The following is a 15,796-nucleotide window of genomic DNA, read 5'->3' on the forward strand; positions in this document are numbered from 1 at the left end:
TTCAGCTCCCCTTGACCTCTGCGGGAGCGGCCTCGGAGACAACGGCCTCGACGGAAGCGGCCCCGGCGGGAACGGTCCCGGCGTGAGCCGTCTCGACGGGCACGGTCCCGACAGGAACAGCCCCCGCGTGAGCCGTCTCGACGGGAACGGTCCCGACAGGAACGGCCCCCGCGTGAGCCGTCTCGACGGGAACGGTCCCGACAGGAACGGCCCCCGCGTGAGCCGTCTCGACGGGCACGCTCCCGACAGGAACGGCCCCCGCGTGAGCCGTCTCGACGGGAACGGCCCCCGCGTGAGCGGTCTCGGCCGGCACGCTCCCGGCGGGAACCGCCCCGGCGGAGGGCTTCTCGGCGAACGGCTCCCCGTGGACGTACCGGCCGAGCGCGGTCAGTGGGAAGACCTGCCGGTAGAGGTGGTAGTTGATGGAGAAGTCCCAGGGGAAGCCGGTGCCGGTGAAGTAGGGCTCGTCCCAGGAGCCGTCCTCCCGCTGGGTCCGGGCCAGCCAGGCGACACCCCGCTCGACGGCGGCGGAGTCCCGCTCCCCCGCCGCCAGCAGGGCCATCAGCGCCCAGGCCGTCTGGGAGGCCGTCGAGGCGCCCCGGCCGCTCCAGCGCGCCGCGTCCCGGTAGGAGCGCAGGTCCTCGCCCCAGCCGCCGTCGTCGTTCTGGACCCGCTCCAGCCAGGCCACCGCCCGGCGGATCGCGGGGTGGCGGGCGGGCAGTCCGGCCGCGGTCAGCGCGGGCACCACCGACCCGGTGCCGTAGACGTAGTTGACGCCCCAGCGCCCGAACCACGAGCCGTCCGGCTCCTGTTCGGCGAGCAGCCAGCGAATGCCGCGCCGGGTGCGCGGGTCGTGGGAGAGGCCCTCGACGGCGAGCATCTCCACGACGTGCGCGGTGACATCGGCCGACGGGGGGTCGATGACCTCGCCGAAGTCGCAGAACGGCAGCCGGTTGGGGAACGGGCTGGTGTTGTCGACGTCGAAGGCGCCCCAGGCCCCGTTGCGCGACTGCATGCCGAGGTTCCAGCGCACCCCGCGCCCGATCGCCTTCTCCACCCGCTCGGGGTCGTGATGGCGGACCCGGCGCAGCGCGAGGACGACCTCGGCGGTGTCGTCGATGTCCGGGTAGTTGTCGTTGTGGAACTCGAAGGCCCAGCCGCCCGGCGGGAGTTGGGGTCGGCGCACGGACCAGTCACCGGGCCGGACGATCTGTTCGCCGAGCATCCAGTCGGCGGCCTTGACGAGCTGGGGGTGGTCGGCGGGCAGCCCGGCGTCGGCGAGCGCGATCGTCGCGAGGCAGGTGTCCCACACCGGGGACTGACAGGCCTCGATCATCCGGGCGCCGTCCTCACGCCACACGGCGTAACGATCCAGCGACTTCAGGCCCTCGCGCATCACGGGGTGTTCGAGGTCGTAGCCGAGCAGATGCAGGGCGATCACCGAGTAGACGGCCGGTGGCTGGATGCCGCCCCAGCAGCCGTCGTTCTCCTGCCGCTCGATGATCCAGCGGGCGGCGGAGTTCAGGGCGGCCCTGCGCAGCCGGCGCACCGCGACCGTGCGATAGCCGCGCACGACCTTGTCGAGCCGCTGGAAGAGACCGTCCCAGGTGTTCACCGGGGCGAGCGGACGCGGCGGATTGGGCAGGGCGGGGTCGGTGTGCAGCTCGTCGAGCGGGAACGGCGCCGGGCGCACCGGACGCTTCGCGGAGACGACGGTGAGCGGGACGATGGTCTGCCGGGCCCAGCAGCCGAAGTTGTAGATGCTGAGCGGGAACCACTTGGGGAAGTACAGGAGCTCCGGCGGGAGTTCGGGCAGGTCCTCCCACTTCCACCAGCCGAACAGGGCCAGCCAGATCCGGGTGAAGACCCGGGCGGCGGCGATGCCGCCCTGCGCGCGGACCCACTCCGAGGCCTTCGCCATGTGGGGCGCTGTGGGGTCGTCACCGGCCAGGCGCAGGGCGACGTACGCCTCGATGGTGGCGGAGAGTTCGGGCGGGCCGCCGTAGAAGGTGGCCCAGGTGCCGTCCGCGCGCTGCTCGCCGCGGACGAAGCGGGCGGCGGCCTGGGTGGTGGCCTCGTCGCGGATGCCCAGGAACTGGCGGAGCAGCAGGTCCTCGGCGTCCATGGTGACGTTCGTCTCGAGGTCGCCCTTCCACCAGCCCTCGGGGTCCTGACGGGCGAGCAGGAAGTCGGTGGCGCGCCGCACCGCGCGCTCGGCGGCTTCTGGTACCCCGGCCGCCACGGGAACGGTGATGTCGGTGTCGGTGTCGCTGGCCGCGGCCGCCCGGGGCGGCAGGGCCGCCCCGGTGCTTCCGTCGGTCGTCGCTGTCATGGCTTCCCCTTCGTGCAGTCGTGCGCGTCGTGCTGCTGTGGGAACGCCGTCGGCCGGTGCGCATCTCGCCTCGCTGCACCGGCCGGCGACTACGCGAGGGCTATTCGACCGATAGTGATCATCTCTTTCGTACGACGACGAAGTCGGCGAGCGCCGTGAACCGGTCCCGCACCTGCTCGGGCATGTCGACGGCGTTCAGGGCCTCGAGGGCGACGGTGTGCTGACGGCGGGCCTCCTCGGCGGTCCAGTCGCGGCCGCCCGCCTCCTCGATGAGCGCGGCGCGGGCCGCGAACTCCTCCTCGGAGAAGGTCGCGAAGTCGCTGCTCTTGGCGTCGGCGGCGAGGATCTCGCCGAGCTGCTCGGAGGCGGGGCCGCCCGCCGCGAGCGCCGCCACGACCGGCAGGGACTTCTTGCGCTGGCGCAGGTCGCTCCAGGTCTGCTTGCCGGTGGAGACCGGGTCGCCCCAGATGCCGAGGAGGTCGTCGACGGCCTGGAAGGCCAGGCCGAGGTGGTAGCCGTACTTCTCCAGGGTGTCGGCGGTGCGCTCGTCCGCGCCGCCGAGCACGGCGCCGATGGAGCTGGCGCAGGCCAGCAGGGCGCCGGTCTTGTTGCCCTCCATCTCCAGGCACTCCTCGACGCTGACGCGGTCGCGGTGCTCGTAGGAGATGTCCTGGGCCTGGCCGTCGATCAGGGCGCGGGTGGCGGTGGTCAGCCGGCGGGTGGCGCGGCCGGCCTCGGCGGTGCCGAGTTCGAGGAGGATCTCGTTGGCGAGGGCGAACAGGGCGTCGCCGACCAGGATCGCCTGGGCGGGGCCGTGCACCTTCCAGACGGTGTCGCGGTGGCGGCGCTGCTCGTCGCCGTCCATCAGGTCGTCGTGCAGGAGCGAGAAGTTGTGGACCAGCTCCACCGCGACCGCGCCGGGCACCCCGGTCTCGGGGGCGGCGCCGGTGACCTCGGCGGAGAGCACCGCGAGGGCGGGGCGCACGGCCTTGCCGCCGTCGCCGTCGGTCGGGTTGCCCTGGGCGTCGATCCAGCCGAAGTGGTAGGCGGCGACCGTGTCCATGGGCGGCGCGAGTCGGTCGACGGCCGCCCGGAGCACCGGAGTGGCCAGGGTGCGGCCGTGCTCCAGGAGCGCGGTCACGTCCACCGCGGTCCTGCGAGCGGCCGGCGAGGCCGGTGGCACAGTGGGCACAGTTTCTCCTCTTGTTGCGGTACCGGAGGGGGTGCGGGGGTGTGCCGAGCCGTGCTGATCGAGCATCAGGCCGCCTCCTCGAACGCGAAGAGCCGGTGGGGTCGGGGCCGGCCGAGGGCGCCGAGCGCGGCGTCCGCCGCGCTCACGCCGCTGCGGACCGCACTCTCCATGGTCGCGGGCCACCCTGTGGCGGTCCACGCACCGGCCAGGTACAGGCCGGGGGCTTGGGTGCGGGCGCCGGGACGCAGCCGCCCGACGCCGGGGGTGGGAGCGAAGGTCGCCGTGCGCTCCCGGGTGACGAAGAAGTCCCTCACTCCTGCGCCCCGGGTGCGGGGCAGCAGCCGTTCGAGCTCGGGAAGATAGCGGGCGCGCAGGTCGGAGACGGGGAGGTCGATCTCGTCCCGCGCCGCGGACTGGGACAGCGCGAGGTACTGGCCCTCGCGCAGCCCGGAGGCGTCGGTGCGGTCGAACACCCACTGCACGGGGGTGCCGAGCGCGGCGAGGAAGGGGGCGTCCAGCACCGCCCGGTCGTAGACGACATGGACGTTGAGGATGGGGGCGGTGCCGATCTCCAGCAGCCGTTCGGGGGCGTCGAGAGCGCCGGGCGGCAGCAGGTCGTGGGTCTCACGCTGCGGTACGGCGAGGACGACGGCGTCGGCGGTGAGCCTCTCGCCGGGCACCTGGACGCTCCAGCGGCCGTCCTCCGCCGGGGAGACGGCGGTGACGCGGGTACGGACCTCGGTGCGCACGCCCGCGGAGTCGAGCGCCTTGCGGGCCAGCCGGTCGTGGAGGTCGCCGAGGGGGACCTGGGCCCAGCCGATGTCGGCGGCGCCCGGGTCGGACAGCAGACCGGTCTTGAACACCATCGCGGCGAGTGCCAGCGAGGCCTCGCCCGCGACCGCGTTGAGGGTGGCGACCCCGACCAGGTCCCACAGGGCCTCGACGGCGCGCGCGGACTGGCCGTGCGCGGTCAGCCAGCTGCCGAAGTCCTGCGTGTCCAGCGCCGGGTCGGCGAGGTCGAGCCTCTGGAGGGCGAGCGCGGCCCGGCCCACCCGGGCGCGGTCGGCGAGGGAGAGGTGCGGGTAGGTCGCGAGGCTGCGCCCGAGGTGCAGGGGGACCGGGAGCGCGTCGCGGCGCAGCCTGCCGAGTCTGCGCCCCTTGGGCCTCGCGACATCGACAACGGGCACGTCGAGACGATTTTGCAGGGGCGCGAGCGCCGCCCCGTCGATGCGGTCGAGGAACCAGCGGTAGGCGGTGCAGCAGCGCAGATAGACATGCTGGCCGTTGTCGACGGTCAGGTCGCCGCGCCGGAAGGAGAAGGCCAGACCGCCGAGGCGGGGCCGGCCCTCCAGCAGGGTGACGCGCACGCCCGCGTCGGCGAGCGCGAGCGCGGCGGTGACACCGGCGAGTCCGCCGCCGACGACGACCGCGTGCCGTCCGTCGGCAGCCTGCCGTTCGTCGCTCATCGCGCACCCTCCCCTGCCGCCCTGCCGTGGTAGGTGAACTCTGCACGGCGGGCGGTCGCACTCAGGGACGCCGCGCCGCAGCGGAGGGTTGCGTGCCGCTTTTCCTCGGTTCCTGCGGGTTCTCCGGCGGCATCACCCTGACCCACGGTGTCGCCCACGGTCCCCATCAGGGGTGCCTCCTGACGGTCTGTCGCGAGACGTGCCGGGCGTCCAGGCCCGACAGGCCGCGTACGGCGACGTAGGCCTTCTCCCGGCCCGGGAGCGAGACGCGGCCGCGCAGCACGGCGCCGGGGTCGCGTTCGATGCGGTCCAGGAGGCGGCGGTAGATGCCGGCCATGGCGGCGACGCAGGCGCCGCTGCGCCGGTCGAGCAGCGGCAGCAGCCGGTAGCCCTCGGCGAACAGGGCGCGGGCCCGGCGCACCTCGAAGTGCACGAGCCCCGCGAAGTCGGAGCCCTCCGGCGGTACCGGCCCGTCGAACCCGGCCGAGCAGCCGAACTTGGCGAGGTCGTCGGCGGGCAGATAGGTGCGGCCGCCGGCCGCGTCCTCGCGGACGTCCCGGAGGATGTTCGTCAACTGGAGCGCGAGCCCGAGCGTGTCGGCGTACTCCGGCGCGCGTTCCGCACCGCGCGCCCCGGGTTCCGTACCGAACACGCCGAGCGAGAGGCGTCCGATGGCGCCCGCAACACAGCGGCAGTACGCCTTCAGGTCGTCCCAGGTCTCGTAGGTCTCGCCGCGTACGTCCATCAGGACGCCGTCGATGAGTTCGTCCAGGCCCCCCAGCGGGACCGGGAAGACACCGGCGGTGTGGGCGAGGGCGACCGCGACGGGGTCGGTGTCGTCCTCGTCGACCTCGCCCTCGCGGACCCGGGCGAGCAGCGCGCGGGTGTCCTCGAGGCGGGTGATCTTGACCTTGTCGTCCAGGGCGCCGTCGCCGATGTCGTCGACGCGGCGGGAGAACGCGTACAGCGCCGACATCGCGCGGCGCTTGGGTGTGGGCAGCAGCCGGATCCCGTAGGCGAAGTTACGGGCCTGCTGTCCGGTGACGGCCTCGCAGTAGCTGTAGGCGGCGAGTACCGGTGCGGACACGTGCGGTGACGACTCCACGGTCCGGATCACCCCTCTCCTCGCAGGGTCACGCCCACCTCGCGCAGCAACCGGAGCTTGCCGGGCTTGGGCGGGCCGGGAAGTACGTCGTGTCCTGCGGCGGCGATCGCGTGGATCGCCGCCCTTCCCCCCGCGACGAACCCGGCGAGCAGCAGCCTCAGTCTGCCGTGGACGCTACCCACGAGGGGGGCGCCTTCATTCAGCAGATCGCGGGCGCGTTGCGCCTCGTACGCGACCAGGGCGCGTACGGAGGCGCTCGCCGTGGGTGCGGCGAGGTCCGCCTCCCGCACATGGAAGCGCCTCATGTCGGCGGCGGGCAGGTAGACGCGGTCGCGGCCTAGGTCCTCGGCCACGTCCTGCAGGTGTTCGACGATCTGCAGTGCGGTGCAGATCGCGTCGGAGCGGCGGATCCGCTCGGGGGTCGAGACGCCGGTGACGGCGAGGACGAGACGGCCGACCGGGTTGGCGGACAGCTCGCAGTAGGCGAGGAGGTCGTCGTAGGTCTCGTAGCGCTGGACGAGCTGGTCCTGGCGGTTGGCGGCGATCAGGCCGAGGAACGGCTCGGGGGTGAGGGAGTGACGGCGGACCGTGGGCAGCAGGGCGCGCAGCAGCGGGTGGCGGGGCGCTTCGGAGGTCTCGAAGACGCGGCGCAGGTCGGCCTCGAAGGCGTCGAGGAGGAGCAGGCGGTCCTCGGCGTCGGCGGCCGGGACGCCGAGGAGGGCGGCGTCGGCGCCGCCGGGGGCGAGGTCGCCGTCACCGATGTCGTCGACGAGGCGGGCGAAGCCGTAGACGGCCATGAGGTCCTCGCGCCAGGCCCGGGGCAGGAAGAACGGCGCCACCGGGAAGTTCTCGTCCGCGGCCTTGTCGAGGATGCCGCGCTCCGGGCCGTCGGTGCGGGGCACGGCAGGCGCCGTCATCGTCCACGACCCGGGGCAGGGACGGCACATGCTGCGTTGAGCTGGGGAGTTTCCGTAGCCATTGCCGTCACATCTCCCGTTCTACACCGCCGACCCAAGACACACTATTTCGGACACGCCGCCCGGCCGTCCGCACGGCAGCCCCGACCGAGGGTGTCGCGCATTATCGCCCCACTTGACGCGTTTCGGGAGCTGTCACAGCTTACGTTGTACAACGCGTCGAGGTTCGCGCGGGTGTCCCGCAGATCACAACAACACACCGATTGACGCCAAGATTCCTACGCCGCGCAGGAGTTGACGTTTCCTTTGCAGACGCGGGGCCCCACCGGTCAGTTCCGGCAGGGCCCGGGTCCGTCCGGGGTTACTTGCCCGTGAACTTCTCGTACTCCTTGAGGACCTCTTCGGTCGGTCCGTCCAGGCGCAGTTCGCCGCGTTCCAGCCACAGGACGCGGTCGCAGGTGTCGCGGATCGACTTGTTGCTGTGGCTGACCAGAAACACCGTGCCCGCGTGCTTGCGCAGCTCCCGGATGCGTTCCTCGGAGCGCTTCTGGAACTTGCGGTCGCCGGTGGCCAGGGCCTCGTCGATCATCAGGACGTCGTGGTCCTTGGCGGCGGCGATGGAGAACCGCAGCCGGGCCGCCATGCCGGAGGAGTAGGTGCGCATCGGCAGGGTGATGAAGTCGCCCTTCTCGTTGATGCCGGAGAAGTCGACGATCTCCTGGTAGCGCTCCTTGATCTGCTCCCGGGACATGCCCATGGCGAGGCCGCCGAGGATGACGTTGCGCTCGCCGGTGAGGTCGTTCATCAGGGCCGCGTTGACGCCGAGCAGCGAGGGCTGGCCGTCGGTGTAGACCTTGCCGCTCTCCGGCGGCAGCAGTCCGGCGATGGCGCGCAGCAGCGTGGACTTGCCGGAGCCGTTGGAGCCGATCAGACCGATGGCCTCGCCCCGGTAGGCGACGAAGGAGACGCCCCGTACGGCGTGCACCTTGCGCACGCCGCGTTCCTCGCCGCGCTTGACGATCCGGCTGAGGGCGGCGGTGGCGCTGCCCTTGCCGGTCTTGGCGCCGTTGACGCGGTAGACGATGTGCACGTCGTCGGCGATGACGGTGGGGATCCGCTGCCCGGGTACCTGGTCAGCCACGGCCGTACCTCTCCTCCGCCTTCCAGAAGTACAGGAAGCCGCCGACCGCGAGCAGCACGGCCCAGCCGCCGGCGACGGCCCAGACGTGGTCGGGGAGGTTCTCGGCGCCGTACTCCTCGATGAGCGCGAAGCGCATGAGGTCCATGTAGATCGCGGCCGGGTTCCACTGCAGGACGTTGGCCACCCACTGCGGCTTGTCGGCGAGGAAGACGGGGATGGAGAACATCACGCCGGAGGCGTACATCCAGGTCCGCATCACGAACGGCATGAGCTGGGCGAGGTCGGGGGTCTTCGCTCCGGCCCGGGCGAAGATCAGCGCCAGTCCGGTGTTGAAGGCGAACTGCAGGACCAGCACCGGCACGATCAGCGCCCAGGAGGCGTCCGGATAGCTGCCGAAGCCGATCACGACGACGAACATCACCAGCATCGAGTACAGCAGCTGCTGGAGCTGCTGGAGCGCGAAGGAGATCGGCAGGGAGGCGCGCGGGAAGTGCAGCGCGCGCACCAGACCGAGGTTGCCGGAGATCGCCCGGACCCCGCTCATCACGGAGCTCTGGGTGAAGGTGAACACGAAGACGCCCGTGACCAGGAACGGGATGTACACGTCCTTGGACATGCCGCGGCTGGCGTTGAGCAGCACACCGAAGATCATGAAGTACACGAACGCGTTCAGCAGCGGGGTCGCCACCTGCCACAGCTGGCCGAGCTTGGCCTGGCTGTACTGCGCGGTCAGCTTCGCCCGGGAGAACGCCAGGATGAAGTGCCGGCGTCCCCAGAGCTGGCGGACGTACTCCCGCACCGCGGGACGGGCGCCGCTCACGGCCAGCCCGTACTTGGCGGCGAGCTGTGCGGCCGTGAGGCCCTGGTCGGGCGACGGAGGTGCACTCACCGCGACTCCGCCGTCATGCGTTGTCTCACTCACAAGTAGGAAACTTTCGTCTTCGCGATGCACAGCCTTGACGGGGCTGGCATGAGCCGGGGACTCGCGGTGCGGCCGGGAGCCCTCTGGGACGAGCTTGTCAGATGACCGGGGGGCGGCCCAGTCGGGTCAGCCGCCACACCGTACGCCACTTCATGGGCCTGCGCGGCCCGCACGGTGTGGTCCAGCCTTCCCGGAAACCGCCGAGCCACGCCTTCAGCGCGGACCGCGAGGGCCGCCGGGCCAGGGTCAGCAGCAGCCACACCCCGAGATAGACGGGGACCAGCACGGCGGGCAGATTGCGCCGGGCCAGCCAGACCCGGTTGCGGGCCACCATGCGGTGGTAGACCGCGTGCCGCGAGGGGGCGGTCGTGGGGTGGTACAGCACCATGTCGGACCGGTAGTCGATCATCCAGCCCGCGTCGAGGGCCCGCCACGCCAGGTCCGTCTCCTCGTGGGCGTAGAAGAACTCGTCCGGCAGTCCGCCCACCTCCGCGAAGACCTTCGTACGGACGGCGTTGGCGCCGCCGAGGAAGGTGGTGACCCGGGAGGAGCGCATCGGGTCGGAGGCCCGCAGCCGCGGGACGTGCCGGCGCTGGGTGACGCCGGTGTCCGGGTCGGCGATGCGGAAGCTGACGATGCCGAGCCGCGGGTCGGCCTCGAAGGCCCGCCGGCACAGTTCGGCGGTGTCGTGGTGGGCCAGCAGGCCGTCGTCGTCCAGGAAGAGCAGGACGTCGACGTCCCGGCCGGCGGGGCCGAAGGCCTCGATGCCGACGTTGCGGCCGCCGGGGATGCCCAGGTTCTCGGGCAGCTCGACCGTGCGCACGCCCTCGGGGACGTCCGGGACGGGCGAGCCGTTGCCGACCACGACGACCCGGACCGGGTCGCCGTCCTGCTTGGCGACCGAGTCGATCAGGGCCCTGAGCTCGTCGGGGCGGTTGCCCATGGTGATGATCACCGCCCCGACCTTCAGGCCGCTCACTTGAGCCTGCTCGACGCGAGGATCGACACCAGGTGCAGCAGGGTCTGGAGCACGGCGATGCCCGCGAGGACGGCGACGCCGAGCCGGGTGAGGAAGAGGTCGCCGCGGATCTGGTCGACGACCGCCAGGGCCAGGATCAGCAGGGACGCCTCGATGCCGAGGATCAGCCGGTGGAACTTCAGCGCGGCGGCGGCCCGGCGGGCCAGCGCCATGCCGGAGGAGCGCATCTCGGCGGCGGCCTCCTGGACCGGCGGCTTGCCGGTCTGGTGGCGGGCGACGCCGACCAGGTCGGTCTCGGCCTTGATCAGGATCGCGCCGAGCGCGGCCAGGGTGCCGAGGAAGGCCCACAGCCAGTCGATCCGGCCGCTGCCCCACAGGTCGGCGGCGCGCAGCCCGAGGCCGACCAGCACGGCGGCGTCGGTCAGGTACGCGCCGACGCGGTCGAGGTAGACCCCGTTCAGCGAGTACATCTTCTTCCAGCGCGCGATCTCACCGTCGACGCAGTCCAGCAGCAGGTAGAGCTGGACGCAGAGCACGCCGAGGACGGCGCCCGGGATCCCCGGCACGAGCAGTGCCGGGGCCGAGAGCACGCCGAAGACGGTCATCAGGTACGTGAGCTGGTTGGGCGTGACCCTGGTGTTGACCAGGTAGCGGTCCACCCGCAGGGACACCTCACGCATGTAGAGGCGTCCCATCCAGTGCTCACCGCTGCGCCGGTCCTTCACCCCCGGGGGGTGGACGACCGGTCTGAGTTCAGCTACCGATGGCCTTGACATAGTCGGCGTAGACGTCCTTGATCTGTTCGGTCTTGAGGTCGAGGTGTTCGAGGATCGTGTAGCGGCCCGGCCGGGTCTCGGGGGCGAACTCCACCACGCGGACGAACTCGTCCACGGTGAAGCCGATCTCCTCCGGCAGTACCGGCAGTCCGTGGCGCCGGAGCACCTCCGCCATGTACACCGCCTCCTCGTGGGCTCCGCGGAGGTACATCGCGAAGGCGGCGCCGAGGCCGCACTGCTCGCCGTGGGCGGCGGCGCGCTTGGGGAAGAGCAGGTCGAAGGCGTGGTTGATCTCGTGGCAGGCGCCGGAGGACGGGCGGGAGTCGCCCGACACCGACATGGCGATACCGCTGAGGACCAGCGCCTCGGCCAGTACCTGGAGGAAGCCGGTGTCGCCGATGCCGCCGGGGTGGCGCAGCACCGCCTCGCCGGCCTGGCGGGCGATCGCGGCGGCGAGGCCGTCGATCTTCTCGCCCTTGACGCGGTGGGCGAGCTCCCAGTCCGCGATGGCCGAGATGTTCGACACCGCGTCGCCGATGCCGGCGCGCACGAACCGCACCGGGGCCTCGCGGATGACGTCCAGGTCGATCACGACGGCGATCGGGTTGGGCACCCCGTAGGAGCCGCGGCCCGCGTCGTTGTCGAGGGTGGCGACCGGGGAGCACAGGCCGTCGTGCGCGAGGTTCGTGGGCACGGCGACCAGGGGGAGGCCGACCCGTGCCGCGGCGAACTTGGCGCAGTCGATGATCTTGCCGCCGCCGAGGCCCACCACGGCGTCGTAGTGGCCGGCCTTTATGTCGCCGGCCAGCCGGACCGCGTCGTCGAGGGTGCCGCCGCCGACCTCGTACCAGGTGGCGCCGGGCAGCAGGGGCGTGAGCCGCTCGCGCAGCCGGGAGCCCGAGCCGCCGCTGACGGCGACGGCGAGCTTGCCGGAGTGCGAGATGCGCTCGTCGGCGAGGACGCATCCGAGGTCGTCGAGGGCACCCGGGCGGATGTCGACGACGACCGGTGACGGGATGAGCCGGGTCAGTACTGGCACGCGATCTCCCGTCCGCGGGCGAGGTCGTCGTGGTTGTCGATCTCGACCCACTTGACGTCGCCGATCGGCGCCGCGTCGATGGTGAAGCCCGCGTCGACGAGGTGCTGGTAACCGTGCTCGTAGAACTGCTGCGGGTCGGTCTCCCACACGGCCTTCAGCGCGTCGGCCAGTTCCTCGGCGGCGGTGCCCTCGATGAGCGTGACACCGATGTACTCGCCGGTGGCCTCGGCGGGGTCCATCAGCTTGGTGATCCTCTGGACACCCAGGTCGGGGTCGACGACGACCTTCATCTCCTCGTCCGCGAGGGGCTTCACGGTGTCCACGGCCAGAATGATCCGCTTGGCCTCGTCGCGCGCCGCGAGCAGGGTCTTCTCGACGGAGACCGGGTGCACGGTGTCGCCGTTGGCGAGGATCACGCCGTCCTTGAGTGCGTCACGGGCGCACCACAGGGAGTAGGCGTTGTTCCACTCCTCGGCCTTGTCGTTGTCGATCAGGGTGAGCTTGAGGCCGTACGTGGCCTCCAGGGCCTCCTTGCGCGCGTACACGGCCTCCTTGCGGTAGCCGACGACGACCGCGACCTGGGTCAGCCCGATCTCGGCGAAGTTGCCGAGGGTCAGGTCCAGGACCGTGGGCTCGCCCTCTATGCCCGCGGGCCCCACCGGCACCAGCGCCTTGGGCAGGCTGTCGGTGTAGGGGCGCAGACGCCGTCCGGCGCCGGCCGCCAGCACGAGGCCGATCATGCGGGTTCTCCTTCGTCGTGTACGGCGGGGGCCCCTGCGGACACCCAGAAGCGGATGCTCTCGACGAGCACCACGAGGGCGACGGCCACGGCCAGGACCGTGAGCGCGACCTCGAACTGCGGGGCGGTGAGCAGCGCGGCCAGCACCGCGACGAGCAGTGTCCGCCCCTCCTGCCCCCCTACGGCGCGCACCAGCCAGGCCGGCGGCGCTCCGGCGTTGCCGCGGATGCGGTACACCGTGTCGTAGTGATGGTAGGCGACGGCGGCCACCAGCCCGAAAGCCGCGGGAAGGGCTCCGTTCACCCCGGATTTCGCCGCGAGGATCAGCACGGTGAGGTACTCGCCGGCCCGGAAGAGCGGGGGGACGAGCCAGTCGAGGGCGCCCTTGAGGGGCTGGGACAGCGCGAGGCCGGAGGTGACGGCGTAGACGACCGCGCCGACGACAGCCGCCCCGGTGCCGCCGGACAGGACGTTCGCGAGGAGGGCGACGAAGCCGACCGCCGCCGACAGGACGGGAGAGTTCGGGTAGAAGCGGGTGTTCGGGCTGCGCCACTTCCCCACGAAGGCGGCCAGCGGGCCGTTGTCCGCGAGGTCCGCCAGCGCCTGCGCCGCCCGGTCGGTGCGCCTGGCCTTGCGGGTCACCGAGCGCAGCACCCGCCCGGCCGTGGTGTAGGTCGCCGCGAAGGCGCAGCCGACGAGGAGCGCGTAGAAGGTGACGCGGGGGGTCGTCGCGGCCGTCAGGACGGCGATCATGGCCCATCGTTCGCCGATGGGCAGGACTATCATCCGCCGCAGCCAGACCGTCCAGCCGACGCTGTCGAGCTTGTCGGAGAGGGCGGCGGTGGGGCTGGTGTTGGCGGTGGCGTCGTGGTTGGCCTCGTTGAAGGAGAAGTCGACCACGTGCCGGCAGGTCTGAAGGATCATCGCGCCGAGCGCGAGGGCCCAGACGTCGTCGCCGCCGCGGGCCGCTCCGAGGGCGAGGCCGGCGTAGTAGGCGTACTCCTTGATCCGGTCGAAGGTGGCGTCGAGCCAGGCGCCGAGCGTGGAGTACTGCAGGGAGTAGCGGGCGAGCTGGCCGTCGGTGCAGTCCAGGACGAAGGACGCGATGAGCAGGACGCCGGCCGCGACGAACCCGCCCCGGGTGCCGGTGGCCGCGCACGCCGCCGCGATCAGCGCGGTGATCAGGGAGGCGGTGGTGACCTGGTTGGGGGTCAGGCCCCGGCGGGCGCACCAGCGGGCGATGTAGCGGGAGTACGGGCTGACGCAGAAGGTGGTGAAGAAGCCGTCGCGGGCCTTCACGGCCGACTTCAGACGTACGGCCTCGTCGTCGACGGAGGCGACGGCCTGCCGTGCCTCGTTGCGGGCCTGGGGGTCGGCGGGGACCTCGGCGACCAGGCTGCCCAGCTCGGGGCGGTGGACGCCCTCGCCGTCGGTGTCGAGGGCGGTGACGACACGGTCGGCGAGGCTGTCCACGGCGAGGGCGGTGCCGCCGCTCGCGGAGTTCTCGTGGGCCAGCGCGCGGGTCAGGGCCGGCCGGCCCGCCGCCTGCGCGGTGAGGGCGCCCGGGATCGCGGCGAGCGGGAAGCGCGGGTCGGTGAGCCCGAGGCGCAGGGCGTGCACATGACCGACGAAGCCGGCGTCGACGAGGGCGACCCGTTCCCGGGCCGGCACCTCGGCCAGCAGCTCCGCGGTGTCGGCGGCGTCGGCGGCCTGCCGGACGTCGAAGCCGAGGGAGCGCAGGTCGCCCTCGATCGACGATCCGGGGACCGGCTGACCGGTGAGGATGGCGGTCGGCAACCGAACTCACTCCCTGGGTCCCGACGCGTCCGCGCCGGTCGTGTACACGATGGAGGCGCCCTCGGCCTGCCCCGGTCGGGGCCGGGCGGGCGGCATGTCGGCAGAGGCTATCGGATGCCGGGAAGGCCGTGTTCACCGGCCGTTCAGCTCCGATCAACGCGGTTCGGCGGCACGGTGCGAACCGGCCTTTGCCGAGATCATCATCATCGATCGGCGGCCCGCCCCACAAACCGCGGGGTCCTCGGCACGCGACCGGGCAGGACATCGGGGGCATTACGGGCGGCGCGGGGCCTCGACATAGGGTGGGCGGCCATGACGTGGCTGATCACCGGCGGAGCCGGATACATAGGGGCCCATGTGGCGCGGGCCATGACGGGCGCCGGGGAGCGCGTCGTCGTCCTGGACGACCTCTCGGCCGGGGTCCCGGCCCGGCTGCCCGCGGACGTGGAGCTGGTGCGGGGCTCGTCGCTGGACGCCGCCCTGCTCAAGGAGGTCCTGGCCGGGCACACGGTGACCGGAGTGGTGCACCTGGCCGCGCACAAGCAGGTCGCCGAGTCGGTGGCGCGGCCCACCCGCTACTACCGGGAGAACGTCGGCGGTCTGGCGACGCTCCTGGAGGCGGTGGCCGAGGCGGGGGTGCGGCGGTTCGTGTTCTCCTCGTCCGCGGCCGTGTACGGCAATCCCGACGTGGACCTCATCACGGAGGACACCCCCTGCGCCCCGGTGAACCCCTACGGCGAGACCAAGCTCGCCGGTGAGTGGCTGGTGCGGGCGGCCGGGCGGGCGCACGGCTTCTCCACGACGTGTCTGCGCTACTTCAACGTGGCCGGCGCCGCGGAGCCGGAGCTGGCCGACACCGGGGTGTTCAACATCGTGCCGATGGTCTTCGACCGGCTGACCCGCGACGAGGCCCCGCGGATCTTCGGCGACGACTACCCGACGCCGGACGGCACCTGTGTACGGGACTACATCCATGTCGCCGACCTCGCCGAGGCGCATCTCGCGGCGGCCCGCCGGCCCGCCGGCGACGGGGACGACCTCACCGTGAACATCGGGCGCGGGGAGGGGGTCTCGGTGCGCGAGCTGGTCACGCTGATCGGCGAGGTGACGGGCGACGGGCGGCCCGCGGTCGTCGAGGGGCGCCGCCCGGGGGACGCGCCGCGCGCGGTCGCCTCGGCGGAGCGGGCCGCACGGGAGCTCGGCTGGACGGCCCGGCGCGGGGTGCGCGAGATGGTGGAGTCGGCCTGGCAGGGCTGGCGGCTCCACCGGGGCCGAGCGGCCGAGCGGCCGAGCACCCACTGAGGCTGCCCTGACCTGCGGTTCGTTTGCGCAGGTCAGGGCACATGACAACGGTGTTCAGTGCCGCGTTGCCGGATACCCCCCACCCGTAG

General features: G+C 72.4%; 14 protein-coding genes. 1 reads left to right on the forward strand and 13 read right to left on the reverse strand.

Going from position 1 to position 15,796, the window contains the following annotated elements; translation table 11 throughout:
• Position 1: 1 nt before the first annotated feature.
• The 13 genes from shc to OG852_RS08305 form a co-directional block, all read right to left on the reverse strand.
• Positions 2-2,332: a squalene--hopene cyclase gene (gene shc / locus OG852_RS08250; protein ID WP_330347471.1), complete on the reverse strand. Its 2,331-nt coding sequence runs from the start codon at positions 2,330-2,332 to the stop codon at positions 2-4.
• A gap of 118 nt (positions 2,333-2,450) precedes the next feature.
• Positions 2,451-3,515, reverse strand: coding sequence for a polyprenyl synthetase family protein (locus OG852_RS08255; protein WP_330351418.1), 1,065 nt, complete (start codon positions 3,513-3,515; stop codon positions 2,451-2,453).
• A gap of 74 nt (positions 3,516-3,589) precedes the next feature.
• Positions 3,590-4,990: a hydroxysqualene dehydroxylase HpnE gene (gene hpnE / locus OG852_RS08260; RefSeq protein WP_330347472.1), complete on the reverse strand. Its 1,401-nt coding sequence runs from the start codon at positions 4,988-4,990 to the stop codon at positions 3,590-3,592.
• Positions 4,987-5,157: a DUF6380 family protein gene (locus OG852_RS50920; protein ID WP_443064515.1), complete on the reverse strand. Its 171-nt coding sequence runs from the start codon at positions 5,155-5,157 to the stop codon at positions 4,987-4,989. Before OG852_RS50920 ends, hpnE begins: the two co-directional genes overlap by 4 nt.
• Complete coding sequence (gene hpnD, locus OG852_RS08265) at positions 5,157-6,107, reverse strand: presqualene diphosphate synthase HpnD (protein ID WP_330347473.1); 951 nt, start codon at positions 6,105-6,107, stop codon at positions 5,157-5,159. The genes OG852_RS50920 and hpnD overlap by 1 nt, the downstream gene beginning before the upstream one ends.
• Positions 6,104-7,012: a squalene synthase HpnC gene (gene hpnC / locus OG852_RS08270; RefSeq protein ID WP_133918195.1), complete on the reverse strand. Its 909-nt coding sequence runs from the start codon at positions 7,010-7,012 to the stop codon at positions 6,104-6,106. Before hpnC ends, hpnD begins: the two co-directional genes overlap by 4 nt.
• Positions 7,013-7,373: 361 nt before the next feature.
• On the reverse strand, positions 7,374-8,153 hold the full coding sequence (locus OG852_RS08275) for an ABC transporter ATP-binding protein (RefSeq protein ID WP_133918194.1): 780 nt from the start codon (positions 8,151-8,153) through the stop codon (positions 7,374-7,376).
• Positions 8,146-9,075, reverse strand: coding sequence for an ABC transporter permease (locus tag OG852_RS08280; protein WP_133918193.1), 930 nt, complete (start codon positions 9,073-9,075; stop codon positions 8,146-8,148). The genes OG852_RS08275 and OG852_RS08280 overlap by 8 nt, the downstream gene beginning before the upstream one ends.
• 97 nt (positions 9,076-9,172) lie before the next feature.
• On the reverse strand, positions 9,173-10,018 hold the full coding sequence (locus OG852_RS08285; protein WP_133918202.1) for a glycosyltransferase family 2 protein: 846 nt from the start codon (positions 10,016-10,018) through the stop codon (positions 9,173-9,175).
• Between the two features lie 32 nt (positions 10,019-10,050).
• Entirely contained in the window at positions 10,051-10,830 is a 780-nt protein-coding gene (locus OG852_RS08290; RefSeq protein WP_330347475.1) for a CDP-alcohol phosphatidyltransferase family protein, read from the reverse strand.
• Positions 10,808-11,869, reverse strand: coding sequence for an iron-containing alcohol dehydrogenase family protein (locus OG852_RS08295; protein WP_133918191.1), 1,062 nt, complete (start codon positions 11,867-11,869; stop codon positions 10,808-10,810). The genes OG852_RS08290 and OG852_RS08295 overlap by 23 nt, the downstream gene beginning before the upstream one ends.
• Positions 11,857-12,609 (reverse strand): phosphocholine cytidylyltransferase family protein, encoded by a 753-nt coding sequence (locus tag OG852_RS08300; RefSeq protein WP_330347476.1) that lies wholly within the window; start codon positions 12,607-12,609, stop codon positions 11,857-11,859. The genes OG852_RS08295 and OG852_RS08300 overlap by 13 nt, the downstream gene beginning before the upstream one ends.
• Positions 12,606-14,405, reverse strand: a complete 1,800-nt coding sequence (locus OG852_RS08305) for a DUF5941 domain-containing protein (protein ID WP_133918189.1) — start codon at positions 14,403-14,405, stop codon at positions 12,606-12,608. Before OG852_RS08305 ends, OG852_RS08300 begins: the two co-directional genes overlap by 4 nt.
• A gap of 312 nt (positions 14,406-14,717) precedes the next feature.
• Between OG852_RS08305 and galE the strand changes: the two genes are divergently transcribed.
• Complete coding sequence (galE, locus tag OG852_RS08310; protein ID WP_330347477.1) at positions 14,718-15,707, forward strand: UDP-glucose 4-epimerase GalE; 990 nt, start codon at positions 14,718-14,720, stop codon at positions 15,705-15,707.
• The last annotated feature ends 89 nt before the right edge of the window (positions 15,708-15,796 follow it).

Source organism: Streptomyces sp. NBC_00582 (assembly GCF_036345155.1).
GTDB lineage: Bacteria > Actinomycetota > Actinomycetes > Streptomycetales > Streptomycetaceae > Streptomyces.